Source organism: Frigoribacterium sp. VKM Ac-1396 (assembly GCF_015350895.1).
Lineage (GTDB): Bacteria > Actinomycetota > Actinomycetes > Actinomycetales > Microbacteriaceae > Frigoribacterium.
Genome location: NZ_JADKSD010000002.1, coordinates 198,728 through 224,189, shown reverse-complemented (window position 1 = coordinate 224,189; position 25,462 = coordinate 198,728). Strand labels below are relative to the sequence as shown.

Here is a 25,462-nt window from a genome sequence, read left to right as displayed (position 1 = left end):
TCGAGGTGAGGCCTTCGGGAGGCGCGGTGAGGGTCAGACCCTCACCGCGCCTCCTTCAGTCGCTCAGTTGTAGGTGCCGGGCGTGAAGTCGTCCGACGAGAACGAGTCGAAGTCCACGAAGCTCAGGTCGGCTTCGTTGAACGAGGCATCGTCGGTGAAGACGCGGTTGGGGTACCGCTCGGCCTTCGCCTCTTCGGTCGCCTCGACCGACACGTCGCGGTAACGCGACAGGCCGGTGCCCGCGGGGATGAGCTTTCCGATGATGACGTTCTCTTTCAGACCGACCAGCGGGTCGCTCTTGCCTTCCATCGCCGCCTGCGTCAGGACGCGGGTCGTCTCTTGGAAGGACGCGGCCGACAGCCACGACTCGGTCGCCAGCGAGGCCTTCGTGATGCCCATGACCTCTTGACGAGCGGACGCGGTCCGCTTGCCCTCGGTCAGCGCCGCACGGTTGATCTCGTTGTACTTCGACCGGTCGACGAGCTCACCGGGCAGCAGGTCGGTGTCGGCGTGGTCGACGACGGTGACCTTGCGGAGCATCTGACGGACGATGACCTCGATGTGCTTGTCGTGGATCGGCACGCCCTGCGAGCGGTAGACGTCTTGCACGCCACCCACGAGGTGCTGCTGCACCGCGCGGACGCCCTTGACGCGAAGGACCTCTTTCGGGTCGACCGCACCGGCGATGATCTGCTCACCGAGCTCGACGTGCTGACCGTCCTCGACGAGGAGGGTCGAACGCTTGAGCACGGGGTAGATCACTTCTTCGTCGCCGTTGTCGGGCTGCAGGATGACGCGGCGAGCCTTGTCGGTGTCTTCGATCGTGATGCGACCGGCCGAGTCGGCGATCGGGGACGCACCCTTGGGGGTGCGGGCCTCGAACAGCTCGGTCACGCGGGGCAGACCCTGCGTGATGTCGTCGGCCGAGGCCGAACCACCGGTGTGGAAGGTGCGCATGGTCAGCTGCGTGCCGGGCTCACCGATCGACTGGGCCGCGATGATGCCGACGGCCTCACCGATGTCGACCAGGTTGCCGGTGGCCAGCGACCGGCCGTAGCACTGGGCGCAGACGCCGACGGCGGCCTCGCAGGTGAGGACGGATCGGACCTTGATGGTCTCGACGCCGGCCGCCACGAGCTCGTCGATCAGCACGTCTCCGACGTCGGCGCCGGCCTCGGCCAGCACCGTGCCCTTGGCGTCGACCGCGGCAGCCGCGAGCGACCGTGCGAACACGGTGTTCTCGACGGTCGCGTCGCGCACCATGACGCCGTTGGCGTCGGGTGCGGCGATCGGCATCTCGAGGCCACGCGAGGTGCCACAGTCGTCTTCACGGATGATGACGTCCTGCGACACGTCGACGAGACGACGGGTCAGGTACCCCGAGTCGGCCGTACGGAGGGCCGTGTCGGCCAGACCCTTGCGGGCACCGTGCGTCGCGATGAAGTACTCGGCCACCGACAGACCCTCGCGGTACGACGAGATGATCGGGCGGGGGATGATGTCACCCTTCGGGTTGTTCACCAGGCCTCGCATGCCGGCGATGTTGCGCACCTGCAGCCAGTTACCACGAGCACCCGACGTCACCATGCGGTTGATGGTGTTGTCGACCGGGAAGTTCGACCGCATCTCGGCGGCGACCTCGTTCGTGGCCTCCGTCCAGATCTTGATCAGGTCGGCACGACGCTCGGCGTCGGAGATGAGGCCCTTGTCGAACTCGGACTGCACCGCCGCGGCCTGCTTCTCGTAGCCCGCGACGATCTCGGGCTTGCGGGGAGGCGTGAGCACGTCGGACAGCGCCACGGTGACACCCGAACGCGAGGCCCAGTAGAAGCCCGCGTCCTTGATGTTGTCGAGGGCTGCCGCGACGGCGACCTTCGGGTAGCGCTCGGCGAGGTCGTTGACGATCGTCGAGAGCATGCCCTTGTCGGTCACCTGCTGCACGAACGGGTAGTCCGCCGGCAGGTTCTCGTTGAAGAGCGCGCGACCGAGGGTCGTCTCGAGCAGGATGTCCTGCCCGACCTCGTAGCCCTCGGGAGCCTCGCCCTCGGCGAAGTGCACGCCGTTCATGCGGATCTTGACCATCGCGTTGAGGTCGAGCGAGCCCTGGTCTTTCGCGAGGATCGCCTCGGCGACCGACGAGAAGGCACGGCCTTCGCCCTCGGCACCCTCGGTGACCGTCGTGAGGTAGTGCAGGCCGATGATCATGTCCTGTGCGGGCAGGGTCACCGGTCGGCCGTCGGACGGCTTCAGGATGTTGTTCGACGCGAGCATCAGGATGCGCGCCTCGGCCTGGGCCTCGACGGACAGCGGCAGGTGCACGGCCATCTGGTCACCGTCGAAGTCGGCGTTGAACGCCGCGCAGACGAGGGGGTGCAGCTGGATGGCCTTGCCCTCGACCAGCTGGGGCTCGAACGCCTGGATGCCGAGACGGTGCAGGGTGGGTGCACGGTTCAGCAGCACGGGGCGCTCACGGATGATCTCTTCGAGGACGTCCCAGACCTGCGGGCGCGAACGCTCGACCATGCGCTTGGCCGACTTGATGTTCTGAGCGTGGCTCAGGTCGATCAGGCGCTTGATGACGAACGGCTTGAAGAGCTCGAGGGCCATCTGCTTGGGCAGACCGCACTGGTGCAGCTTCAGCGTCGGGCCGACGATGATGACCGAACGACCCGAGTAGTCGACGCGCTTGCCGAGCAGGTTCTGGCGGAAGCGACCCTGCTTTCCCTTGAGCATGTCGCTCAGGGACTTCAGGGCGCGGTTGCCGGTACCGGTGACGGGGCGACCACGACGGCCGTTGTCGAACAGGGCGTCGACGGCCTCTTGCAGCATGCGCTTCTCGTTGTTCACGATGATCTCGGGGGCACCGAGGTCGAGCAGGCGACGGAGGCGGTTGTTGCGGTTGATCACGCGACGGTAGAGGTCGTTCAGGTCGCTGGTCGCGAAGCGGCCACCGTCCAGCTGCACCATCGGGCGCAGCTCGGGCGGGATGACCGGGACGACGTCGAGGACCATGGCGGCCGGCGAGTTGCCGGTGGCCAGGAACGAGCTGACGACGCGCAGGCGCTTGATGGCGCGGATCTTCTTCTGACCCTTGCCCTCGGAGATCTGCAGGTGGAGGTTCTCGGCCTCGGTGGTGAGGTCGAAGGCCTCGAGGCGCTTCTTGATCGCCTCGGCGCCCATGTGGGCCTCGAAGTAGATGCCGAAGCGGTCCTGCAGCTCGTGGAAGACGGCGTCCTCGGGCTTGAGGTCGCCGACCTTGAGGTTGCGGAAGTCCTCCCACACGCGCTCGAGGCGGTTGATGTCCTCGTCGAACGCCTTGCGGGTCTGCGACATCTCTTTCTCGGCGCCGTCCTTCGCACGACGCTTCTGGTCGCTCTTCGCGCCTTCTTCTTCGAGGACGGCCAGGTCGTCCTCGAGCTTCTTCAGGCGGTCGGCGATGCGCGTGTCGCGCTGCGACTCGAGCTGCTTGATCTCGAGGCGGAGCTCGTTCTCGAGCCCGGGCATGTCGGCGTGACGGCCCTCTTCGTCGATCGAGATGACCATGTAGGCCGCGAAGTAGATGACCTTCTCGAGGTCTTTCGGGGCCATGTCGAGCAGGTAGCCCAAGCGCGAGGGGACGCCCTTGAAGTACCAGATGTGCGTGACGGGGGCGGCGAGCTCGATGTGGCCCATGCGCTCACGACGCACGGACGACTTCGTGACCTCGACGCCGCAGCGCTCGCAGACGATGCCCTTGAAGCGGACGCGCTTGTACTTGCCGCACGCGCACTCCCAGTCACGCGAGGGTCCGAAGATCTGCTCTCCGAAGAGGCCGTCCTTCTCGGGCTTCAGCGTGCGGTAGTTGATGGTCTCCGGCTTCTTGACCTCACCGTGCGACCAGGCACGGATGTTCTCGGCAGTGGCGAGGCCGATCCGCAGCTCATCGAAAGTTGTTGCTTCGATCAAAATTTAATCCCTTGTCAGATGTATCGACGTGTCGTTGTGGGAAGGGGGCTTAGATCTCGTCGACGTTCGACGATTCGAAGCGGGAGGAGATGTTGATGCCGAGCTCTTCGGCGGCACGGAAGACCTCGTCGTCCGTGTCGCGCAGGCTGACCGTCTGGCCGTCGGCCGAGAGGACCTCGACGTTCAGGCAGAGCGACTGCATCTCTTTGATGAGGACCTTGAAGCTCTCGGGGATGCCGGGCTCCTGGATGTTCTCGCCCTTGACGATGGCTTCGTACACCTTCACGCGGCCGAGGATGTCGTCCGACTTGATGGTCAGGAGCTCTTGCAGCGCGTACGCGGCGCCGTAGGCCTCGAGGGCCCAGACCTCCATCTCACCGAAGCGCTGGCCACCGAACTGTGCTTTACCACCCAGCGGCTGCTGGGTGATCATCGAGTACGGGCCCGTCGAACGCGCGTGGATCTTGTCGTCGACGAGGTGGTGCAGCTTCAGGATGTACATGTAACCGACCGAGATCGGGTTCGGGAACGGCTCACCCGAACGACCGTCGAACAGGCGCGCCTTGCCGGACGAACCGATCAGACGCTCACCGTCGCGGGTCGGCAGGGTCGAGTCGAGCAGACCCTCGATCTCGCGCTCGGCGGCACCGTCGAACACCGGGGTGGCGACCTTCGTGCCGGGAGCGGCGCTGAGCGCCTCTTCGGGCAGGTTCTTCGCCCACTCCTGGATGCCCTCGACGTTCCAGCCCTGCGCGGCGATCCACCCGAGGTGGATCTCGAGCACCTGGCCGAAGTTCATGCGGCCGGGCACGCCGAGCGGGTTGAGGATGATGTCGACGGGGGTGCCGTCGGCGAGGAAGGGCATGTCCTCGACGGGAAGGATCGTCGAGATGACGCCCTTGTTGCCGTGACGACCGGCGAGCTTGTCACCCGCGGTGATCTTGCGCTTCTGGGCGATGAACACGACCACGCGCTGGTTGACGCCCGAGCCGAGCTCGTCGTCGCCGTCCTGCGAGTCGAACACCTTGACGCCGATGACCGTTCCCTGCTCGCCGTGGGGCACCTTCAGGGACGTGTCGCGGACTTCGCGGCTCTTCTCGTTGAAGATCGCACGCAGCAGGCGCTCTTCGGCGCTGAGCTCGGTCTCGCCCTTGGGCGTGACCTTGCCGACGAGGATGTCGCCGGGGCGCACCTCGGCACCGATGCGGATGATGCCGCGCTCGTCGAGGTCGGCCAGCAGGTCGGGGCTGACGTTGGGGAGGTCACGGGTGATCTCCTCCTTGCCGAGCTTCGTGTCGCGGGCGTCGACTTCGTACTCTTCGATGTGGATCGACGAGAGCGTGTCGTCCTTCACGAGGTTCTGCGACAGGATCATCGCGTCCTCGTAGTTGTAGCCCTCCCACGGCATGAACGCGACGAGCAGGTTCTTGCCGAGCGCGAGCTCGCCGTTCTCGGTCGCGGGACCGTCGGCGATGACCTCGCCGACCTCGACGCGCTGGCCGGCGTCGACGATCACGCGGTGGTTGTAGCTCGCACCCTGGTTCGAGCGGTCGAACTTGCGCAGGTAGTAGTCCTGCGTGCCGCCGTCGTCGAGCTGCACGGTGACGACGTCGGCCGACACCTCGGAGACCACGCCTGCGGCGTCGGCGGTGACGACGTCACCGGCGTCGATCGCGGTGTAGCCCTCCATGCCGGTGCCGACGAGGGGGCTCTCGCTGCGGACGAGCGGGACGGCCTGACGCTGCATGTTGGCACCCATCAGGGCGCGGTTCGCGTCGTCGTGCTCGAGGAACGGGATCAGCGACGTGGCCACCGACACCATCTGGCGCGGCGAGACGTCCATGTAGTCGACCTCGGCCTTGTCGACGAGCTCGACCTCGCCGCCCTTCTTGCGGACGAGCACCTTGTCGTCGACGAAGTCGAAGGCGTCGTTCAGGGGCGCGTTCGCCTGGGCGACGACGTAGTCGTCTTCTTCGGAGGCGGTGAGGTAGTCGATCGTCGTGGTGACGTTGCCCTTCTCCACGCGACGGTACGGCGTCTCGATGAAGCCGAACGAGTTGATGCGGGCGAACGACGCCAGCGAACCGATCAGACCGATGTTCGGGCCTTCAGGGGTCTCGATCGGGCACATGCGGCCGTAGTGCGAGGGGTGGACGTCGCGGACCTCGACGCCGGCACGCTCACGCGACAGACCACCGGGGCCGAGCGCGCTGAGGCGACGCTTGTGCGTCAGACCCGACAGCGGGTTGTTCTGGTCCATGAACTGCGACAGCTGCGAGGTGCCGAAGAACTCCTTGATCGCGGCGACGACGGGGCGCACGTTGATCAGGGTCTGCGGCGTGATCGCCTCGATGTCCTGCGTGGTCATGCGCTCGCGGACGACGCGCTCCATGCGCGACAGACCGGTGCGGACCTGGTTCTGGATCAGCTCGCCGACCGCGCGGATGCGACGGTTGCCGAAGTGGTCGATGTCGTCGACGTCGAGGCGCAGCTGGACGGGCTCGCCGTCGCGCGTGCCGTTCATCGACTTCTCTTCGGCGTGCAGCGACACGAGGTACTTGATCGTCGCGACGATGTCGTCGACGGTCAGGACCGAGTCGCCGAGCGGCGCGTCGATGCCGAGCTTGCGGTTGATCTTGTAGCGACCCACCTTGGCCAGGTCGTAGCGCTTGTGGTTGAAGTAGAAGTTGTCGAGGAGCGCACGCGCGGCCTCGGCAGCGACCTGCTCGCCCGGGCGCAGCTTGCGGTAGATGTCTTTGAGGGCCTCTTCTTTGGTGAGGATGGCGTCCTTCTCGAGGGTCGCCTCGATCGAGGCGAAGCCCTTGAACTCCTCCATGATCTCTTCGCTCGTCAGGCCGAGGGCCTTGAGGAAGACGGTGACGCTCTGCTTGCGCTTGCGGTCGATGCGCACGCCGACCTGGTCGCGCTTGTCGATCTCGAACTCGAGCCAGGCACCACGGCTCGGGATGACGCGAGCCGAGTAGATGTCTTTGTCGCTGGTCTTGTCGGAGGCGCGCTCGAAGTAGACGCCCGGGCTGCGGACGAGCTGCGAGACGACGACACGCTCGGTGCCGTTGATGATGAACGTGCCCCGCTCGGTCATGAGCGGGAAGTCGCCCATGAAGACCGTCTGGGTCTTGATCTCACCCGTGAGGTGGTTCATGAACTCGGCGTTCACGTAGAGGGGCGCGGCGTAGGTCTTGCCACGCTCTTTGCACTCGTCGATCGTGTACTTGGGCTCTTCGAGCTCGGGAGCCGTGAACGAGAGCTGCATGGTCTCGCCGAGGTCTTCGATCGGCGAGATCTCTTCGAAGATCTCTTCCAGGCCCGAGTGGAGGGCCAGGTCGGTGCGACCCTGCTCGGTCGCCTCGGCGAGGCGGTCCTTCCAGATGTCGTTGCCGACGAGCCAGTCGAAGCTCTCGGTCTGCAGCGCCAGAAGGTCGGGGACCGTCAGCGTGTCGGTGATCTTGGCGAACGAGAGCCGCGATGCGTTGCGACCGTTCTTGGGTGAATTGGTGGATGCGTTGTTCGCAGCAGCCAAGGAAGTAACCTCCGTGGACCCCGTCGGGTCATCACTGTCGGACAGTATGTGGTGAGTGTGTGAACGGCCCTACCCGGCGGACACCATCCACCCCGCCGTCATATTCGGGGGTGGGTGTCTCGAGACGTTGTCGACCGCAATATGACGACAGGACGCACGGGGAGCGCAAAGGTCCATACTAGGTCGCCCCGGACACGCCTGGCAAGCCCTGTCGTTGACCTTTCGCTCGAGCTTCGGTATAACCCGGGCGCATGCACAGGCATTCCTCGGGATCGGAGGCCGCGCGCGCCTCCTGGTCCCGGTGATGGGAGGCTGGACGCATGGCCGCACAGCACGACGAACCGCCCGTCGAGATCTCGATCGGAGCGGGCCTCGCCCGAGTGGACGAGGACCGCCACCGGCCGGGCTCGTACACGCTCGTCGTCGACGGCACGCCCCAGTCGCACGTCGACCTCGACGACCCGACGCACCTGGCGTTCGAGTACGTCCGACGCATCGGCCACGCCGTCGACCTGTTGCCCGAGGGCCCGGTGACGGCGTTGCACCTCGGGGCGGGCGCGCTGACCCTGCCGCGCTACGTCGAGGCCACCCGACCGGGCTCGCGCCAACAGGTGATCGAGCTCGAGGCCGACCTCGTGGCCCTGGTGCGCGAGACGCTGCCGCTGCCGCGCGGGGCCTCGATCCGGGTGCGCTACGGCGACGCCCGCGAGGTGATGGTCAAGCTGCCCGCGGGCCTGCGGGGCACGGTCGACCTGCTGATCGTCGACGTGTTCGGGGGCTCGCAGATCCCCGCGCACGTGACGTCGCTCGAGTTCTACACGGCGGCGGCCGAGTTCCTGTCGCCGACCGGCATGCTGATCGTCAACTCGGCCGACGGCGCCGGACTGGCCTTCGCCCGGGGGCAGGCGTCGACCCTGGCCACCGTCTTCGATCACGTCGTCGCCGTCGCCGACCCGGCCACGCTCAAGGGCCGCCGCTTCGGCAACGTCGTGCTGATCGGATCGCCGTCGCCGCTGCCGACCGACCGCATGCCGCGGCTCTACTCGTCGGACCCGCTGCCGGCCAAGGTCGTCCACGGCCGCGAGCTGCGCGACTTCGTCGCCGGGGCGCCCGTCGTCACCGACGCCACGGCCGTGCCGTCGCCCGAGCCGTCGCGGAGCGTGTTCGGGGCGCGGTGACGGGCACCGCAGAGCGGAGACCGCAGGCCGAACGCCGCATCCTGTTTGCCGCATCCCGCCACGATGTGGGCACGACGCCACGAGAAAACGTGGCGGTGTGTCCATTTCGTGGCGGCGTGAGGGCGTGACGGGACGGACTCGCGACGGCACGAGCGCGGCGCGGCACGGGCCAGGCGCGGTGGGGCCGAGCGACGAGCGCGGGCCTAATGGTCGGCGCGGGGCGCGGGGGCGCCGAGGGCGGCGCGCAGGCGGGCCTCGGCGTCGTCGGGGGCCTTCGCCGCCTCGACGTTGGCCTCGGTCACGGCCTTGATGACCTCTTCGCGCTGGATCTTCACGCCGCGGGGCGCGTCGATGCCGATGCGCACGCCGTCGCCACGGGAGTCGAGCACCGTGATGACGATGTCGTCGCCGATCACGATGCGTTCTCCGACCTTGCGTGTCAGCACCAGCATCGGGCCAGCTTACTGAGCGCAGGGCCGTCCGGTCGCGACGACAGGCAGGAGGCGCGGGTCGGCGACCGTGGGACGGCAGCGGCCACGGGGCACCACCGCGGCAGGACGGCGACCGCAGGAGGCGCGGCTCAGCGGGTCGCGCCTCCTTCGCGCCAGCCCACCGGCACGCCGAGCAGGTGCACCGTGCCCGGGGTCGCCGTGTCGTCCTCGCCGACCACCGCGGCCGCCACCACGGGCGCGACCGCGCGGACGGCCTCGACCCAGCGGGCCGTGTCGTCGTGCTTGCGTCCGACGTCGACCGCGACCCAGACCTGGTCGGCGGCGATCGCCTCGAGGGTGGCGGGGGCGGCGGCGTCCCAGGCGAGGGCCGTCACGACGGCCGAGTTCTCGTGCACGCCGGTCGCTCGGGCCAGGATGCCGCTGCGACGGTCGGACACGTCGACCGATCGGAGCCCGAAGGTCGACGCCATCTGGGCGGCCACGCGGAACGCGTCACCGGGGCGACCGACCACGACGACGAGGTCGCCTGCCCCGCGCGACACGTCGGGGGCGGGCGGCACGCCCGGGGTGGCCACGGCCCGGGCCTGCGCGGCGAGGGCGTCGGCGGCGGCCGCGAGCGAGGCGGCCGTGCGGCGGGGAGCGGCCCCGTACGGCGCGTCGGGGTGGGCGGCGTCACCGTCGGCGAGGGCGGCGGGGCCCGCACCCGTGGCACCGGCAGCGGCACCGGCACCGGCGGCAGCAGCGGCAGCACCGGCAGCACCGGCCGCCGGCGCGATGCCGTTGAAGGTGAGGTCGTCCATGATCGAGGCGAAGGCGTCGGTGCGCGTCGACACGTCGGCCGGGGGTGCGACCGGCACCGCACCTCCTGCGGTCGACGCCGAGGGGGTCGACGCCGAGGCCGTCGACGCCGAGGCCGTCGACGCCGAGGCGGTCGACGCCGAGCCAGCTTGCCCGCCCGCCGCGGCGGCCGCCCGGGCGGCCCGACGGGGGCCCACGGGCGTGGCCGACCCGGTCAGCACGTCGTCGAACCCGTCACGCACCGGGGCGCTCGGGGCGACCGCGTCACCGGGGGCCATCGACGCCGACCACGCGGCCCGGGGCACGGGCGTGCCCGACCGCAGGGCGTCCTCGGCCTCGTCGGCCGAGGCCAGCAGCGCCGCGATGCCCGCGCGTTCGGCCGGCACCGGCGTCGTGATGCGCACGCGCGCGACGGGCAGGTCGATCGCGGGGTCGGGCACCTCGACGGTGACCTCGTAGTGCTTGCGGGCGAAGAAGCCGGCGACTCCCCCGACGGTGACCTTCTGGGCCGCGACGATGCGCGCCGAGGCGCCGTGGGTCGCGCGCACCTCGCGGCGCAGCTCGTCGAGCGAGTCGCCGGTCATGACGATCGTGGTCGCCATCTCAGGCCACGATCGAGTCGGTCGCGCGCACGACGCCGACGGTCTCGATGGTCGACCCGGCGGCGGTGGCCTCCTGGTACGAGAGCACGGGCAGGCCGTTCTGCTGGGCCGACACGAGCCGGTGGATCGCCGGTCGCAGCGCCGGCGCGCAGACCAGCACCGCGCCGAGCCCCTGCGCCTCGACCGCCTGCACGGCTTCGCGCAGCGACCCGAGCACCTGCTCGACCCGGTGGCCGTCGAGCAGGATCTGGGTGCCCTGGTCGCTCGGCCGCAACCCCTCGAGCATCGACTGCTCGAGCGTCGGGTCGATCATGATGACCCGCAGCACACGGCCGTCGAGGTACTGCGCCGTCAGCGCGGGGCCCAAGGAGGCGCGGGCCGCCTCGACGAGTCCCTCCGGGTCGGTCGACACCTTGGCCCGCAGCGTCAGCCCCTCGCAGATGCGGGCGAGGTCGTTGATCGGGATGCGCTCGGCGAGCAGCCCCTGCAGGACGCGCTGCAGCTCGGCGAGCGAGAGCATGTTCGGCACGAGGTCGTCGACCGCGGGTGCGTTGACCTGCTTGACGCCCTCGGTGAGCACGCGGACGTCCTCGCGGGTGAGCAGTCGGGCGGCGTTGTCGGCGATGATCGACGACAGGTGGGTGACGAGCACCGAGACGCGGTCGATCACGGTCGCGCCGGTCATCTCGGCGCTGTGCCGCATCTCGGCGGGCACCCACTTGCCGGCGAGGCCGAAGACGGGTTCGACGGTGGCGGTGCCGGGCAGCCCGTCGAGCTGGTCGCCGAGGGCGAGCACCGAACGGGCCGGGGCCTGGCCGCGGCCGGCCTCGACGCCCGCGATGCGGATGGAGTACGTCGCGGGCGGCAGGTCGACGCTGTCGCGGGTGCGGACCGGCGGCACGACGATGCCGAGGTCGACGGCGATCTTGCGGCGCAGCGCCTTGACGCGACCGAGCAGGTCGTCCGAGCCGCCGCCGACCATGTCGACCAGGTCCGGCGCCAGCAGGATCTCGAGGGCGTGGACCCGCATCTGCTCGAGCAGGTCGTCGGTGGTGTCGGTGGGGGCGACGACCGCCGCCTGCTGTTCTGCGAGGGCCGCGCGCGCCTCCTCGGCCTTGGCGGCCACGCCGAGCCGGTAGGCGACGACGAGCAGGGCGCCGCCGATCAGCAGGAAGGCGACGATCGGCATGCCGGGGATGAACCCCATGCCGATCGCGGCGACGCCGGCGACGGCGAGCGCGATGCGCGACTGGCCGAGCTGCGACGCGGCCTGCGCGCCCATCTCGGTGTCGGCGCCCGAGCGGGTGACGATCATGCCGGTCGAGACGGCCATCAAGAGGGCGGGGATCTGCGTGGTCAGGCCGTCGCCGATGGTGAGCAGGCCGTAGTGCGACAGGGCGTCGCCGATGGCCATGCCGTTCTGCAGGGCACCGATCGCGATGCCGCCGACCAGGTTGATGATGATGATGATGATGCCGGCGATGGCGTCACCCTTGACGAACTTCGACGCGCCGTCCATCGCACCGTAGAAGTCGGCCTCGGCGCTGACGTCGGCGCGACGCTGCTTGGCGACCTCGTCGGTGATCAGGCCGGCGTTGAGGTCGGCGTCGATCGCCATCTGCTTGCCGGGCATGGCGTCGAGGGTGAACCGCGCGCCCACCTCGGCGACGCGCTCGGCACCCTTCGTGACGACCACGAACTGGATCACGACCAGGATCAAGAAGATCACCGAGCCGATGATGATCGAGCCGCTCACGGCGACGTGGCCGAACGCGGCGATGACGTCGCCCGCGTAGCCGTCGCCCAGCACGAGCCGCGTCGACGCGACGTTCAGCCCGAGGCGGAACAGCGTCGCGACGAGCAGCAGCGACGGGAACACCGAGAAGTCGAGCGGCTTCTTGACGAACAGGGTGGTCAGCAGGATCACCAGCGCCAACAGGATGTTGAGGATGATCAGCACGTCGAGCAGCGGTGCGGGCACCGGCACGACGAGCAGCAGCACGATGCCGACGATGCCGACCGGGACGGCGAGCTTGGGCAGGGTGGACTTCATCGGGTGCCTCCAGAGGTGGCGGGGCGGACGGAGCGTGGGGGCGCGGGAGGCGCGGTGCGGGAGGTCGCGGTCGTCGCTGAGCCCGAGGCGGTCGCGGAGCCCGAGGCGGTCGCGGCCGTCGCGACCTCGCGGGCGATGCGGATGCGGCGCGGCACGGCGTCGGCCTCGAGCGACTCGGGGGCGAGGACGCCGGCGACCTCGTCGGCCGTCGTGACGCGGGGCGGGGTGTGCGTGCCGGTCAGCGTGCCGCGGGCCTTGAGCGCCATGACGAAGGTGAGCACGCGGGCGACGGGCGTGTAGAGGTCGACCGGGATCTCGTCGCCGAGGCCGCAGGCGGCGTGCAGGGCGCGGGTCAGGGGCACGTCGACGACGAGCGGCACGCCGTCGGCGGTGGCCTGCTCGCGGATGCGGGCCGCGACCGTGCCGGCGCCCTTCGCGACGACGCGGGGGGCCGACTTGCCGGGCTCGTACTTCACTGCGACGGCGTAGTCGGTCGGGTTGACCATGACCACGTCGGCGTCGGCGATGGCCCCGATCATGCGGTTGCGGCTCATCGCGAGCTGACGGGACCGCCGCTGCGACTTGACCAGGGGGTCGCCGTCGCTCGACTTGTTCTCGTCCTTGACCTCTTTCTTGGTCATGCGCGTCTTCTTGCGGTTGCGACGCATGACGACGAAGACGTCGGCGAAGGCGAGCAGCAGGCCGGCCGCGATCGCCGCCTTGATCAGGATGCCAGTGCCTGCCTTGGCCTCCTCGAGCACGGCCGAGACGCTGAGCCCGCCGCCGCTCATCAGCACGGGCATGAGGCCCTGGATCGCGAACCAGAGCACGAGGCCGACGACGGTCGTCTTGATGAGGGCCTTCGCGCCGTTCCAGAGCGCCTGGGTGCCGAAGGTGTTCTTCAGGCCGTTGAGCAGGTTGAACTGCTCGTAGTTGCCGGTCATGCGCTTGATGTGGACGCCGCCCTGCACGATCGCGGTGGCGAGCACGGCCACGCCGACCACGGCGAGCATCGGCCCGATCGTGGCGGCCATCGACCCGGCGCCCTGCATCAGCTCGGTGACGACGGTCGACGAGTCGGGGTGCGCGATCGCCTGACGGATCGAGAAGATCTGGTCGACGCCGGCCGACGAGGCCCGCTCGATGGTCGACGGGATCATGACGGCGGCCGCGCCGACGCCCACCCAGGCGCTGAGGTCCTGCGACCGGGACAGCTGGCCCTTCGAGTGGACCTCTTTCATGCGCTTGTCGGTCGCGGCCTCTGAGCGCTCGCCGGAGTCGTCCGCCATGTCAGCCCACCCCCAGCAGCATGTCGGCGGCGTCGCCGGTGAGCGAGGCCACGACGCCGGGCAGCGCGAGGAACACGCCGCCGGCCAGCATGACCGTCATGAGGATCTTGAGCGGGAACCCCATCGCGTAGGCGTTGAGGGCGGGCGCGACGCGCGAGAGCAGGCCGAGGCCGACGTCGGCGAGGAACAGCACGACGCAGAGCGGCCCGGCGATCTGGATCGTCGAGAGGAAGAGCTGGCTGACGCCCGTGGTGAGCAGTTCGACCGGGCGGGTGAGGTCCATGCCGAGGCCGAGCGGGACGGCGTCGAACGAGCGGGTGAGCCCGCCGATGATCAGCTGGTAGCCGCCGGTCGCGAACATCAGGGCCAGCGCGGTCATCTGGAACAACCGGGTGAACTGCGCGCCGTTGACCATCGACTGCGGGTCGAACGCCTGGGCGAGCGTGAAGCCGCCGAAGAGGTCGATCAGGCTGCCGGCGGCCTGCACCGCCGCGAAGGCGACGAACACGAGGAACCCCAGGACGGCGCCGACGACGATCTCGAGGACGAGCGCCATGACGAATGGGCCCGTCTCGAGCGAGACGTAGCCGGGCGCCACCCGGGGGGCGACGGCGAGCGCCAGGCCGATGCCGAGCATCGCCTTCACCCGCGCCGGGAACGCCCGGTACGAGAAAGGAGGCGCGACCACGATGAACGCGGTCATGCGGACGGCGGCGAGCAGCGTGGCCTCGAGCCAGCTCAGGTCGAACGACACGGTCGCCCCTACCCGCCGCTGAGCAGCTGCGGGATGCGGTCGAAGACGGTCGTCGTGAACGACACCATCTCGCTGATCATCCAGTGCCCGCAGACGACGAGGGCGATGCCCACGGCGACGGCCTTCGGCACGAACGAGAGCGTGACCTCCTGGATCTGGGTGATCGACTGCAGCAGCGAGATGGCGAACCCCACCACGAGCGAGGTGATCAGGACGGGCGCGGCGAGCTTGCCCGTGATGATGAGGGCCTGCATCGAGAGGTCGAGGACGGCGTTGGAATCCATCAGGCACCCACCTGGTAACTCTCGATGAGGCTCTTGATGATGAGTCCCCAGCCGTCGACGAGGACGAACAGCAAGATCTTGAAGGGCAGAGAGATCATCACCGGCGGCAGCATCATCATGCCCATCGACATCAGCGCGGCGCTGACGACGAGGTCGATGACGAGGAAGGGGATGAAGATGACGAAGCCGATGATGAACGCGGCGCGCAGCTCGCTGATCATGAACGACGGGATGAGCGTCAGCATCGGCACGTCGGCCTGGGTGTCGGGGTTGGCCTGCCCGGCCGAGCGGGTCATCAGCGCGAGGTCCTCTTCGCGGGTGTGGGCGAGCATGAACTCGCGCAGCGGCGCGATGCCGGCGTCGATCGCACCCTGCAGGTCGAGGCGGCCGTCGAGGTAGGGCTGCACGGCGTCCGTGTTGATGTGGGTCAGGATCGGAGCCATGATGAACAGGCTCAAGAACAGGGCCAGCCCGGCGAGCACCTGGTTCGGCGGGATCGACGGCAGCGCGAGGGCGTTGCGGGTCATGGCGAGCACCACGAAGATCTTCGTGAACGACGTCATCATGAGCAGCAGCGCGGGGGCGACGCTCAGCAGCGTGATGCCGATCAGGGTGACGACGGCCTGACTGGGGGCACCGTCGGGGCCGTTGATGTCGATGTTCAACCCACCCGAGCCGGTGCCGTCGGACGTCGTCTGGTCGGTGTCGGTGAAGTCGGTGGGGGTCGTGCCGGTGGTGCCCTCGGTGCCGGTGCCCTCCGTGGCCGGGGCCGTGGGGGCGGTGGGGGCCGTCGGGGCGACCGGTGCGGCGTTCGCCTGCTGACCGATCAGCATGACGAGGGCCGACGCCACGACGAGGGCGAGCAGCGTGACGACGACCGCCCGGGCGAAGCGCGTCTCGGCGAAGCGGACCGGGGCCGTGCCGACCACCGGGCGGCCGAGCGGGGCGCCCTGCAGGCCGTCGCGGAGCGTCGGGCGGACGAGCCGACGCAGGGCGACGGCGAAGGAGGGGCGGGTCGAGGGGGCGGACGACCGACGGCCGGTCATCCGGCTCGCCCGCTGCGGATGGCCGCTGCCGCCTGGCGCCACGTGTCGGGGGCCAGGATCGAGCCCTCGATCGACTTCGCGGCACGGCCGCGGCCGCTGCGGCGCTCGGCGAGGTCGCGGGGCCGCGAGGCGGAGGCACGACGGGCGGCACCGCGGGGGCGGAGCAGTTCGGCGGGAACGGTGTCGACGGGGGCGGAGTCGAGGCGGGTCGCGTCGGCGGGACGGGCCGGCAGCTCGTCGCGGGCCGCGGCACCTTCGGCGGACAGGACGGACGCGAAGGCGACGGGCGCGATCGGGGTGACCCGCGCCTCCTGGGCCTCGGGCGCGACATCGTCGGCGCGGGGCTCGGGGACGAGCGTGAGGGCGCCGGCGTCGACCGGACGGTCGGCCGCGGCCAGCACGGTCACCGACGACTCGGTGACGCCGAGCACGAGGCGCTCGCCCTCGACGTCGACGACGACGACGCTCGCCTTCGCCCCGACGCCCTGACGGGCGACGACGGAGACCTGCGACGTGGCGCGGGTGCCCGCACGACCGCCCTTCACCAGGCGCTTCTGCAGCACCCAGAGCAGGGCGAGGACCACGCCCAACGAGAGGATGACCCGCAGGCCGACGACGACGGTGTCCACGATCAGGCGATGCCGTCGGCGACGTCGAGGATCTTGGTGATGCGGACGGCGTAGTCCTGGTCGACGACGACGACCTCGCCGTGCGCGATCAGGCGGCCGTTGAGCAGCACGTCGGCGGGCGCGCCGGCCGAGCGGTCGAGCTCGATGACGGCTCCGGGCTCGAGGCCGAGGACGTCGCGGACCGACATGCGGGTGCGGCCGATCTCGACGGTCAGCGCCATCTCGACGTTGTTGATGCGGCCGAGGTTGCCGGTCGACACCGCGCCCGCGCTCGGCGACGCCGACGACGGGCCGGCGATCGTGCCGGTCTCGCGCAGGCGCAGGGCGAACCACCCGGCGGGCTGGCCCGCGGCCGTGAGTTCGAAGACGACCGTCTCGGGGTCGGCGAGCAGGGCGTCGGCCGACTCGCGGCGGCTCTCGCCGAGCACTCCGGTGCCGAGCACGCCGGTCGCCGCCTCGAGGGCAGGGCGCAGCACGTCCGAGACCGACACCAGGGGGTTGTCGGTGCCCGCGGCGGCGGCGAGCTGGTCCATGTCGGCCAGGACGACCGCGGTGTCGGCCGAGACCGACCCGACGAACGACGTGACGACGACCGACGAACCCGCGGCGCGCAGCCCGGGGGCGGACGCCGCGTCGACGGCCACGGCACGCAGCGGCGTGGGGGTCGGCAGCTGGGCGACCAGCGCCTCGGCCGCCGCGGTGTGCAGGGTGATGGTCGTGCCGGTCATGAGGTTCCTTCTTCGGTGCCGGTCAGGGAGGTGGAGACGACGATGCCGGCCAGTCGCGAGCCCGCGGCCCCGACGGCGGCACGCCCGACGGCCTGACCGTCGACGCTGATCTCGAGGGGGCGGTGCTGCGGGTGCGGCAGCGGCAGCAGGTCGCCGACGGCCAGCCCGAGCACGACGCTCGGCAGCACCGCGGCGGGGGCGAAGGTCAGCGAGACGCCGACCGGCACCGAGGCCAGCTGGGCGCCGAGCAGGTCGCGGGCGTCGGCGGCGTCGATCGTCGGGTTGGACTCGCCGAGCTGCGACAGCAGCACGTCGGCGGGGATCGCGACCGTGCCGGGCGCCACGCGCTCGCCGACGCGGATCTCGAACGAGGCCACGATCATCAGGTCGGACTTCTGCGCGGCCTGGGCGAACTGCGAGTTGTACTGGAACCCGCCGACGCTGATCGGGTCGGCGAGCATCGTGCCGAACGAGTAGCGCAGGTCGTCGAGGGCGTCGTCCATCAGGCGACGGACGAGGGCCTGCTCGACCGGCGTGAAGGTGCGCTCGGGCAGCGCCGTGGGCTTCACCGCGCCGAGCATGTGGCTGACCCAGGTGAGGGCGGCCGACGACGGGAACTGGATGACGGCCTTGGCCGAGACGCCCTCGAGCGCACAGAGCACCATCGCGGTGGTCGCCGGCAGCGACGAGGCGTACTCGTCGTAGGTGAGCATCTGCACCTGCTCGCAGGTGACCGACGACAGCACCCGCACCTTGGCGGTGAGCTGCGTGCCCCACTGGCGGGCGAAGGTGTCGAAGGCCAGCTCGAGGACGCGCGAGTGCTCACGGGCGAGGGTCGTCGGGCGGCGGAAGTCGTAGACCTCGACGGTCTTCTGCGGGCGCGCCGACGCACCGACCGTCACGGTCGTCGCGGTGCTGCCCGTCGGGGCGTCGAGGAGTGTCACGGACGGAGCTATCGGCCCACCCCACCTGAGCGTTAGCCCAGGATCACGCGTACCCCCCGTACTGGGTCGTCGGGGTCAGTGCCCCGAGGAGTCCTCCTCCTCGGTCGCGTGCTCCTTCGTCTCGGCCTTCGGCTTCTCCTGCGCGGGGGCCTCTGCCGTGGTCGAGGTGTCGGCCGCCTGCTGGACGGTGGGGTTGCGACCGTCGGTCACCGCGCCTCCCCCGGCGGCCGCCGCCTGTTCGAGCTGCGGCAGCAGGGCGCTGACCGCGTCGGACTGGTTCGACAGGACGACGATGTCGACGCGACGGTTCGCGGCGAGGTCGGCGTCGGCCGTGCCGGTGCTGAGCGGCCGCGACGAGCCGTAGCCGACGGACTGGATGTGGTCGGGCGCCATGCCGCCCCGCTCGACCAGGTCGCGCAGCACCTGGGTGGCACGGGCGGACGAGAGCTCCCAGTTGGTGGCGAAGGGAGCGGTCGAGCTGCGCTGGTCGGCGTGGCCCTCGACCGACACGTCGTGGCCGGCGGTCTTCAGGACCGGGCCGATCGCGTTCATCACGCTGACGGCGGTGCCGCTGAGGTCGGCGCTGTTCGTGCCGAAGAACGTCTCGGACCCGATCAGGCGGATCGTCAGCCCGCGGGCGTCGACCGCGAACTCGACGTCGCTGCTCAGGCCCGAGCCCTCGAGGTTCGCCGCCACGGCCGCCTTGATCGCCGTGAGGTCGTCGAGCTCGGCCTGCGCCGCGGTCGAGGCGGCGGCGGCCTGCTCGGCGGTCTGCTCCTCGCCCGACGCGGCCGTCTTGCTCATGTCGGTCTCGGTGCCGGTCGAGTAGCCCGCGCCCTCGGGCGTGACGTCGTCGGCGGCGACCACCGTGCCCGAGGCCGTGTCGATCTTGCCGACCTCGGTCTGGCCGAAGCCGGTCGCGAGCGAGTTGCGCAGGGCCATGTACTTGTCCTGGTCGACGGTCGACATCGCGTAGAGCACGATGAACATGCACATGAGCACGGTGATCATGTCCATGTACGAGGCCATCCAGCGCTCGTCGGGGTGCTCGTCTTCACCGTGCCCCTTCTTCTTCCGGGCGCCGCGCGAGCCGCTCATGCCGCCAGCCCCTGGTCGTCGCCGGCCTTCTTCGCGCCGACCTTCGCCTTGGCGCCCTTGCCCGCCGCGCCCTCGAGCGCGTGGGTCGGCACCATGGCCTTGAGGCGTTCGCCGAGGAGGCGCGGCTGGCTTCCCGCCTGGACGGCCAGCACCCCCTCGAGCAGCAGGGTCATGCGGGCCTCGTCGAGGTCGGCGAGCTTCTTCAGGCGGGCGCCGAGCGGCAGCCACAGGAAGTTCGCCGTCAGCAGGCCCCACAGGGTCGCGACGAACGCCGCGGCGATCATGTGGCCGAGCTCGTCGGGCTCGGCGAGGTTCTCGAGCACGTGGGTGAGGCTGACGACCGTGCCCACGATGCCGACCGTCGGGGCGTACCCGCCGAGGCTCATGAAGAACTTGCTGGCGGTGCGGTCGGCGGCGAGGCGGGACTCCATCTCGTCCTCGAGCAGGATGCGCAGCTCTTCACCGTCGGTGCCGTCGGCGATGTTCTGCAGGGCGCCCTTCATGAAGGGGTCGTCGAGCTTCTCGGCTTCCTGCTCGAGCGAGAGCAGGCCCTCGCTGCGGGCCTTCTCGGCGAGCGAGACGACGCCGTCGATGACCGACTGCGGCGGGACGACCTTGCCGGTGAACGCGCGCGGGATCTTCTTGAAGCTGAGGATGGCGTCCTTGATCGTCGTGCCGGCGATGCCGACGCCGATCGTGGCACCGAAGACGAGGATGATCGGCGCGGGCAGCAGCAGCCCGGCGATGCTGACGCCCTCGAGCTGGATCATGCCGAACAGGGCGCCCAGCGCGAGGACGATGCCGATGATCGTTGCGGGATCCACGGTCAGCGTCCTTGCGTGGTGTCGGACGGGGTGTGCGTCGCCGGGGCGTGCACCGCGGGGGCGTGCACGGCGGGAGCCTGCACGGGGGGACGGAACTCGGTGACGCGACCCGCGCCTCCTGAACCGGTCGAGCCGCTCGAGCCGCTCGAGCCGCGGACGATGCCGAGCTGGGGGCCGGTCGAGGTGCGGTTGCCGAGCGCCTGACTGGCCGGCGCGGTCGCGGAGGGCTCGTCGTAGGCGAGCGAGACGATGCGAGCCCGGTAGCGGGCGATCATCTCGATGACCTCGGCCATCGGCTCGGTCACGACGTACTTGGCGCCGTCGACCATGATCAGGACCGTGTCGGGCGTCTCGTGGATGCGCTCGATGAGGTCAGGGTTGACAGCGAATCTGCTGTCGTTGAGTCGCGTGACGACGATCATCGGCCCGTCCTAGGTCTGTGTCCGCTGCCTCCGTCCGTGGGGGCAGGTGTCGCTGCTCGTCCTGAGCGGCTACGGAGCACTATCGGCCGGTGGTGGCGGCCCGTTAGGTGTGGGGTCCGGCGGCACCGCAGGGAGTTGTCCACAGGGCTGCCGCTGCGGCCATCACGTTCGCTATGGTGTGTGACATTGTTCATATCGACGAGGGGAGCCGCCGTGGCGCGGTACATCGACATTGATCTGGAGGCGCTGGCCGCGTTGTCGCGCGACCTCCAGACCCTGCACGCCGAGCTGTCGTCCGGCAGCGCCGGCGCCGCGAGTGACGGCATCGGCTCGCCACGACTGCGGTCGGCCGTCGAGGCGTTCTCCGACGACTGGGCGATCGCCCGCGGGCGCATGCTCGAGTCGGTCGCGGCGGTGGGCGCCATGGCCGAGAGCGCCGGCAAGACCTTCACGCAGGTCGACGGCGACCTGGCCCGGGCCCTCGAGCCGTCGGACGCGGCGGGTGCGTCGTGAGTCGCCCGTGGGACTGGAGCCCCCTCGACCTGGCCGCCGACCCCGTCCCCGGTGATCCGACCGAGATCCGGTCGTCGGCCGTCGCCGCTCGGGCCACGGGCACGTCGATCGAGACGCAGTCGCGACGGTTGCGGCGGTTGGCGAAGGCCGACGGGTGGGACTCCGAGTCGGGGCGCACCTTCACGACGTCGGCCGAACCCCTCGCCGACGCGATCGACCGGGCGAAGCAGCGCTACCTCGATCTCGCCGCCGCGCTCGACACGTACGCGGACGGCCTCGACGACCTGCAGCGGCAGGCCGATCGAGCCCGCCTCGACGCCGACGACGCGAAGGAGGCGCGGCGCACGGCCGACAGGTTCGTCGTCCCCGGCGAGACCGACCCCGTCGAGGTCGAACGACAAGAGGCGGCCCGGACGCGAGCCGTCGACCTCGCCGACGCCGACCTCGCCGACGCGAAGGCGGTGATCACCCGCCTCGTCGGCAGCGGAGGCGACGCCTCGGGCGAGTACGGCGCCCTCAACGACCGCGCCATCGCGGCCATCCGCCTGGCCGGCGACGACGAGCTGCGCGACACCTGGTGGGACGGGGTGAAGCAGGTGGTGCACGATGCGCAAGGAGCCCTGAACATCACCAAGGACGTCCTCAGCGTTCTCGGCTTCGTCCTCGGCCTCGCCGCGATGTTCGCCGGCCCCTTGGCTCCGTTGTTGCTCGGGCTCTCGATCGCCGTGGCCGCCCTCTCACTCCTGATCACGCTGGCCCAGGCCGTGGCAGGCGACGCGACCCCAGCAGACGTGCTCGGTGACATCGCCAACCTCGGCATGGCCTGCGTCGGCCTGGGCGGACTCCGCGCTGTCAGCCGGGCCGTGACGGCTACGAAGACGTCGGTGACCCACTCCGGGGCGGCCGTCCGAGCCAACGCGGCCGCACCGAAGCATGCGAATGCCGTCAGGGCGCAGGCTCGTCGTGAGCTCTCGGCCCGAGCGGACGCCATCGGACGCAATCCGACGGTCCGATTCGTGGACGAGCTGGTGGGCGGCGGTGGCCTCGAGCTCTTCCTCGTCCGACGCCTGGCACGGGGTGGGCCTTCCGCCACCGCCCATTACGGCCCTGGGATGCTCTGGGCTGGCATCAGCGGACCCGTGGGACTCGTGGGACACGTGGGAGACGTGGTCACCGTCAAGACGATCGTGTCCGACCTCGCCGACGGGTCGTATCGACAGAAACGACGCGAACCGGTCGTGGGCTCCCTGTGAGCGAGACGGCCTTCTCGCTCACGTTTCCCGTGTCCTGGCGACGTGCCGATCTGAGGAACGACAGCTCGGTCGAATGCGAACGACTGGCCAGGGCAGCGTTCGACGGACTCCCGGACAGGGATTCTCGTGACGTCGCGTCGGCGCGGCGCCGCTACCGAGAGGCACTCGTGACACCGGTCACGCGGGCACGTGCGGTCGGCGCACTCGATCTGTACCTCTTTGCCGGGGCATCTCGGACGGGCATCGGACCGATGTCGCTCATGTCGCTCGTCGTGCGTGCGGGCCCGCAGGAGTGCGACCCGGCCAGGGCGTTGCTCCGACTGGGACTGCCTTCGTCTTCCATCGGAACTCTCGAGGACGTAGAGATCGCCTGGTCTCGATGCGTCCAGCGGGTGAGCCGATCGGTGCACGAGTGGACAGGTATCCTGCACGACGCGTTCGGCCTCGATGCGACCGCTGCGGCAACAGCGAGAACGTCGGCTTCCTTGTCGCAGGGCACCGTCCACTATGCGACGGACATCCGGGACTCACCGGGAAACTTCCTCGTCCTGTCCGGGTCCACTCTCGGGACGTCGCTGCTCGGAGCGCAGATCGCCCATCTCGACTCGATCGTCAGGACGTTCTCGTGGACGGACTGACGTCGACACCGGCCATGCTCGCCTACGTCACCGCGACGTCGAGGAGCCCCCTCCTGGCAGGGTCTCGAGCGCACGTCGCTGCAGGACTCGACGACCGGGACGCCCTCGTCCTCGCCGATGCTCGGGGGCGCCTCCGGGTGCTCTCCCCCAGAGACGATGTCATCCGGGTCGGCTGGAGTTCGTCGGAGTCGCAGACGTTTCCGCTGACGCCGTTCGGCCAGGAGGGCGCAGCGTGGATCGAGACCCGACAGGGCACTTTCGTGTGGCCCCTGCACGAATGGTGGCCGGGGCACAGGTACCTGCATCCCGACCTCATGATGCGGAGTGCCGGCTTCGCGTCCCTTGCAGAGCAGCTCGACGTACCCCTGGTCGCTGCCGACCCGTTCTTGTCGGGGACCCCGGCCCCCGGCGACCTCGTCCTCGTCGGCCTCCGACCCACTCGAGAGCAGCGCTTCTGGCTCGGCGTCGAGGTGGCTGCGACGATCGCGGTCGTCCTCGCGTTCGTCGTGGTCGCCGTGACCTCCTGGCTGACTGTGCAGCTGAAGGACGCGTCACCCTTCGTGGTCGGTGAGACCGTTCTCAGCGTCGCGCTCGTCTGCACGGGTGTGACGGTCTCGGCGTCCTGTCTCGAATGGCTGCCCGTGCCGACGAGGCGCCACCGCCGCGAACACGCCGTCCGCCCCCGATCGCCGCGACGCTTCGCGCGCCGAGCCTGTCTCTGGGCGGAACCAGACGGGCTGCACCTGCGAGATCAACTCTCCGTGGGCATGGCTTTCGTCACAGGCACCCGTCGGGGGGCCTCCGACACCGAGTTGGTGTCGTACACCCTTCGTTCTCGCAAGACGGCGGGGTCCCTCGCGCTCGTCGACCGGTCGGGGGTCGAACGAGTGACGTTGCCCATGACGCTGTGGGCCCCGGACGACACCAGTCGCAACCGTTTGTTCGAAGTCCTGGACTCGGCCGGACTCACGAAGACGCAGCTGCCCGGGCGAGCGCCCCAACAGGCCTGTTCATTCGGGCCCGCGTTCAACCGGGGGCTGCACGTCGACGCAGCCGCCGGGAACAGCGCCTTGCAGACACGAATGCTCGCCCCGAGCATCCGCCTCATCGCCCTGTCGATCGTGGGAGTGGTCTTCCTCCGCTCCGGCGCTGGCCCGACTCTCGAGTCCTCGCAGACCGAGCTGCTCGTCGGGGTGGCGACGGCCTCCACGGTCATCTCGGTCGTCGCGTTCACGAGCGTTCTCGCCCGCCTGATCGCCATGTCCCGATCGACGTCTCGGAACACTCGAGAGGTCCTGGGCTCACGAACTGGGGATGCTCCATGAACATCACCTTCACCCATGACGACGCCTGGCGACTCTTCCACGACAGGCACTCGCCCCAGCGGGTCGATCTGTCCGACGGTGAAGGGCTGCAGGGTGCGGAAGAGCTCATGGCCGCATTGGTGGACTTCGACTTCGCCTTGGCGCGCATCGACGCCTCAACCGGCCTGATCGGCTGGGCCGCCCTGGTCATCGTGCAAGACGAAGAGGAAATCTCCTGTCCGCACCTCGATGCTCTCGGTCGAGGCCGGAAGATCTACCGACCCGACCACGACCACCCCTCGACGATCATGGGCCCCGCCTGCCGAACGGAGAACGTGCGCATCCTCGGACCCGGCCTGGACCCCACGTCGTGTGCCGTCGTAATGCGCGTCACGTGGTCCTGGCTCGTCCCCGACGCGGACGGTGCCCGCCAGGTCGTTCTCCTCGTCACCGAATGCCCCCACCCCCGACCCGCGGATCTCGTCGTACCCGAGGTCGACGACATCGCGCGGCACCTCCGGATCTCGAGGTCGGCGTGAGTGATCAGGCGTCACCGACGTGGAAGGGCAGCGGTGTGAATCGTGTTCTGCGTCTACGGTTGCGACACTACGCACGAAACGTGATCATCTCAGTCGGGTCAACGGGCCTGATCCCGTTCACCGTCCGGGATTCAGCGCTGGGCTGGGCGCTTGCCGCAGTAGTCCTGGCATTCGTCCTCGGTGGCATCAGCGTCTACATGTTGACCACCCGCGTCATCTTGCTGGACGACGGATTGAGCTACTCACGCTTCTTCGTGACTCGACACATCGCGAGGACACGCCCGACTTCGGGGATCTTTGCCAACGTGGACGGCCCTCGGCCCGTTCTCCGGCTCATTCTGGGACGGGGCAGGCAGCCGATCATGCGGCTGACCGGCGCCTATTGGTCCACTCCCGACCTGGAACGGATCTCGCGCCACTTTCCACTCAGGTACTCCAACGGGAACGGCCTGTTGAGCCCTGCAGAGGCAGGCGCCTTGGCGCCCGGCATGCTGTCGCCGTTCCAGCGGCACCCCTGGGCGACGCTCGTCATCACCGTGTGCCTGACGATGGTCGCCGCGGTCCTTCTCGGCCTGGCCATCTGGTCACTCAGAACTCCCTCGGTCGTCGCGGCGTCGAGCGCATGACG

At 69.7% G+C, this 25,462-nt stretch carries 22 protein-coding genes; 7 read left to right on the top strand and 15 right to left on the bottom strand.

Going from position 1 to position 25,462, the window contains the following annotated elements; translation table 11 throughout:
• Positions 1-63: 63 nt before the first annotated feature.
• Positions 64-3,945 (bottom strand): DNA-directed RNA polymerase subunit beta', encoded by a 3,882-nt coding sequence (locus ITJ55_RS08120; protein WP_194594965.1) that lies wholly within the window; start codon positions 3,943-3,945, stop codon positions 64-66.
• Positions 3,946-3,994: 49 nt separating this feature from the next.
• Positions 3,995-7,486, bottom strand: coding sequence for a DNA-directed RNA polymerase subunit beta (rpoB, locus tag ITJ55_RS08115; protein WP_194594964.1), 3,492 nt, complete (start codon positions 7,484-7,486; stop codon positions 3,995-3,997).
• A 320-nt stretch (positions 7,487-7,806) separates the two neighbouring features.
• Here rpoB and ITJ55_RS08110 point away from each other — a divergent pair, with 320 nt between their 5' ends.
• Positions 7,807-8,664, top strand: coding sequence for a spermidine synthase (locus ITJ55_RS08110; RefSeq protein ID WP_194594963.1), 858 nt, complete (start codon positions 7,807-7,809; stop codon positions 8,662-8,664).
• 203 nt (positions 8,665-8,867) lie between these two features.
• Here ITJ55_RS08110 and csrA read toward each other — a convergent pair whose 3' ends face one another.
• The 13 genes from csrA to ITJ55_RS16500 form a co-directional block, all read right to left on the bottom strand.
• Positions 8,868-9,116, bottom strand: a complete 249-nt coding sequence (gene csrA, locus ITJ55_RS08105) for a carbon storage regulator CsrA (protein ID WP_194594962.1) — start codon at positions 9,114-9,116, stop codon at positions 8,868-8,870.
• Between the two features lie 128 nt (positions 9,117-9,244).
• Positions 9,245-10,516, bottom strand: a complete 1,272-nt coding sequence (locus tag ITJ55_RS08100; RefSeq protein ID WP_194594961.1) for a hypothetical protein — start codon at positions 10,514-10,516, stop codon at positions 9,245-9,247.
• Between the two features lies 1 nt (position 10,517).
• On the bottom strand, positions 10,518-12,569 hold the full coding sequence (locus ITJ55_RS08095) for a flagellar biosynthesis protein FlhA (RefSeq protein ID WP_194594960.1): 2,052 nt from the start codon (positions 12,567-12,569) through the stop codon (positions 10,518-10,520).
• Complete coding sequence (locus ITJ55_RS08090) at positions 12,566-13,858, bottom strand: EscU/YscU/HrcU family type III secretion system export apparatus switch protein (RefSeq protein WP_194594959.1); 1,293 nt, start codon at positions 13,856-13,858, stop codon at positions 12,566-12,568. The genes ITJ55_RS08095 and ITJ55_RS08090 overlap by 4 nt, the downstream gene beginning before the upstream one ends.
• 1 nt (position 13,859) lies before the next feature.
• Positions 13,860-14,612 carry a flagellar biosynthetic protein FliR gene (locus tag ITJ55_RS08085; protein ID WP_255354550.1) on the bottom strand — a complete coding sequence of 251 codons (753 nt, stop codon included), beginning with the start codon at positions 14,610-14,612 and terminating at the stop codon, positions 13,860-13,862.
• Positions 14,613-14,620: 8 nt separating this feature from the next.
• On the bottom strand, positions 14,621-14,896 hold the full coding sequence (gene fliQ, locus ITJ55_RS08080) for a flagellar biosynthesis protein FliQ (RefSeq protein ID WP_056259768.1): 276 nt from the start codon (positions 14,894-14,896) through the stop codon (positions 14,621-14,623).
• On the bottom strand, positions 14,896-15,942 hold the full coding sequence (fliP, locus tag ITJ55_RS08075) for a flagellar type III secretion system pore protein FliP (RefSeq protein WP_370544078.1): 1,047 nt from the start codon (positions 15,940-15,942) through the stop codon (positions 14,896-14,898). The genes fliQ and fliP overlap by 1 nt, the downstream gene beginning before the upstream one ends.
• Positions 15,939-16,571 (bottom strand): flagellar biosynthetic protein FliO, encoded by a 633-nt coding sequence (locus tag ITJ55_RS16365; RefSeq protein ID WP_194594958.1) that lies wholly within the window; start codon positions 16,569-16,571, stop codon positions 15,939-15,941. The genes fliP and ITJ55_RS16365 overlap by 4 nt, the downstream gene beginning before the upstream one ends.
• 2 nt (positions 16,572-16,573) lie before the next feature.
• Positions 16,574-17,299, bottom strand: a complete 726-nt coding sequence (gene fliN, locus ITJ55_RS08065) for a flagellar motor switch protein FliN (protein ID WP_194594957.1) — start codon at positions 17,297-17,299, stop codon at positions 16,574-16,576.
• Entirely contained in the window at positions 17,296-18,243 is a 948-nt protein-coding gene (locus ITJ55_RS16505; RefSeq protein ID WP_235491442.1) for a FliM/FliN family flagellar motor switch protein, read from the bottom strand. Before ITJ55_RS16505 ends, fliN begins: the two co-directional genes overlap by 4 nt.
• 75 nt (positions 18,244-18,318) lie before the next feature.
• On the bottom strand, positions 18,319-19,341 hold the full coding sequence (locus tag ITJ55_RS08055) for a flagellar motor protein MotB (RefSeq protein WP_194594956.1): 1,023 nt from the start codon (positions 19,339-19,341) through the stop codon (positions 18,319-18,321).
• Positions 19,338-20,165: a MotA/TolQ/ExbB proton channel family protein gene (locus tag ITJ55_RS08050; protein WP_194594955.1), complete on the bottom strand. Its 828-nt coding sequence runs from the start codon at positions 20,163-20,165 to the stop codon at positions 19,338-19,340. Before ITJ55_RS08050 ends, ITJ55_RS08055 begins: the two co-directional genes overlap by 4 nt.
• A 2-nt stretch (positions 20,166-20,167) precedes the next feature.
• Positions 20,168-20,587 carry a flagellar FlbD family protein gene (locus tag ITJ55_RS16500; RefSeq protein WP_194594954.1) on the bottom strand — a complete coding sequence of 140 codons (420 nt, stop codon included), beginning with the start codon at positions 20,585-20,587 and terminating at the stop codon, positions 20,168-20,170.
• A 213-nt stretch (positions 20,588-20,800) separates the two neighbouring features.
• Between ITJ55_RS16500 and ITJ55_RS08040 the strand changes: the two genes are divergently transcribed.
• The 6 genes from ITJ55_RS08040 to ITJ55_RS08015 all read left to right on the top strand — a co-directional run bounded on the left by ITJ55_RS08040 (position 20,801) and on the right by ITJ55_RS08015 (position 25,460).
• Complete coding sequence (locus ITJ55_RS08040; protein ID WP_056259776.1) at positions 20,801-21,100, top strand: hypothetical protein; 300 nt, start codon at positions 20,801-20,803, stop codon at positions 21,098-21,100.
• Positions 21,097-22,353 carry a hypothetical protein gene (locus tag ITJ55_RS08035; protein WP_194594953.1) on the top strand — a complete coding sequence of 419 codons (1,257 nt, stop codon included), beginning with the start codon at positions 21,097-21,099 and terminating at the stop codon, positions 22,351-22,353. Before ITJ55_RS08040 ends, ITJ55_RS08035 begins: the two co-directional genes overlap by 4 nt.
• A complete protein-coding gene (locus tag ITJ55_RS08030; RefSeq protein ID WP_194594952.1) occupies positions 22,350-22,991 on the top strand; it encodes a hypothetical protein in 642 nt (213 codons plus the stop codon). Before ITJ55_RS08035 ends, ITJ55_RS08030 begins: the two co-directional genes overlap by 4 nt.
• Before the next feature lie 314 nt (positions 22,992-23,305).
• Positions 23,306-24,316 (top strand): hypothetical protein, encoded by a 1,011-nt coding sequence (locus tag ITJ55_RS08025; RefSeq protein ID WP_194594951.1) that lies wholly within the window; start codon positions 23,306-23,308, stop codon positions 24,314-24,316.
• Complete coding sequence (locus ITJ55_RS08020) at positions 24,313-24,834, top strand: hypothetical protein (RefSeq protein ID WP_194594950.1); 522 nt, start codon at positions 24,313-24,315, stop codon at positions 24,832-24,834. The genes ITJ55_RS08025 and ITJ55_RS08020 overlap by 4 nt, the downstream gene beginning before the upstream one ends.
• A gap of 80 nt (positions 24,835-24,914) precedes the next feature.
• Positions 24,915-25,460, top strand: a complete 546-nt coding sequence (locus ITJ55_RS08015; RefSeq protein WP_194594949.1) for a hypothetical protein — start codon at positions 24,915-24,917, stop codon at positions 25,458-25,460.
• The last annotated feature ends 2 nt before the right edge of the window (positions 25,461-25,462 follow it).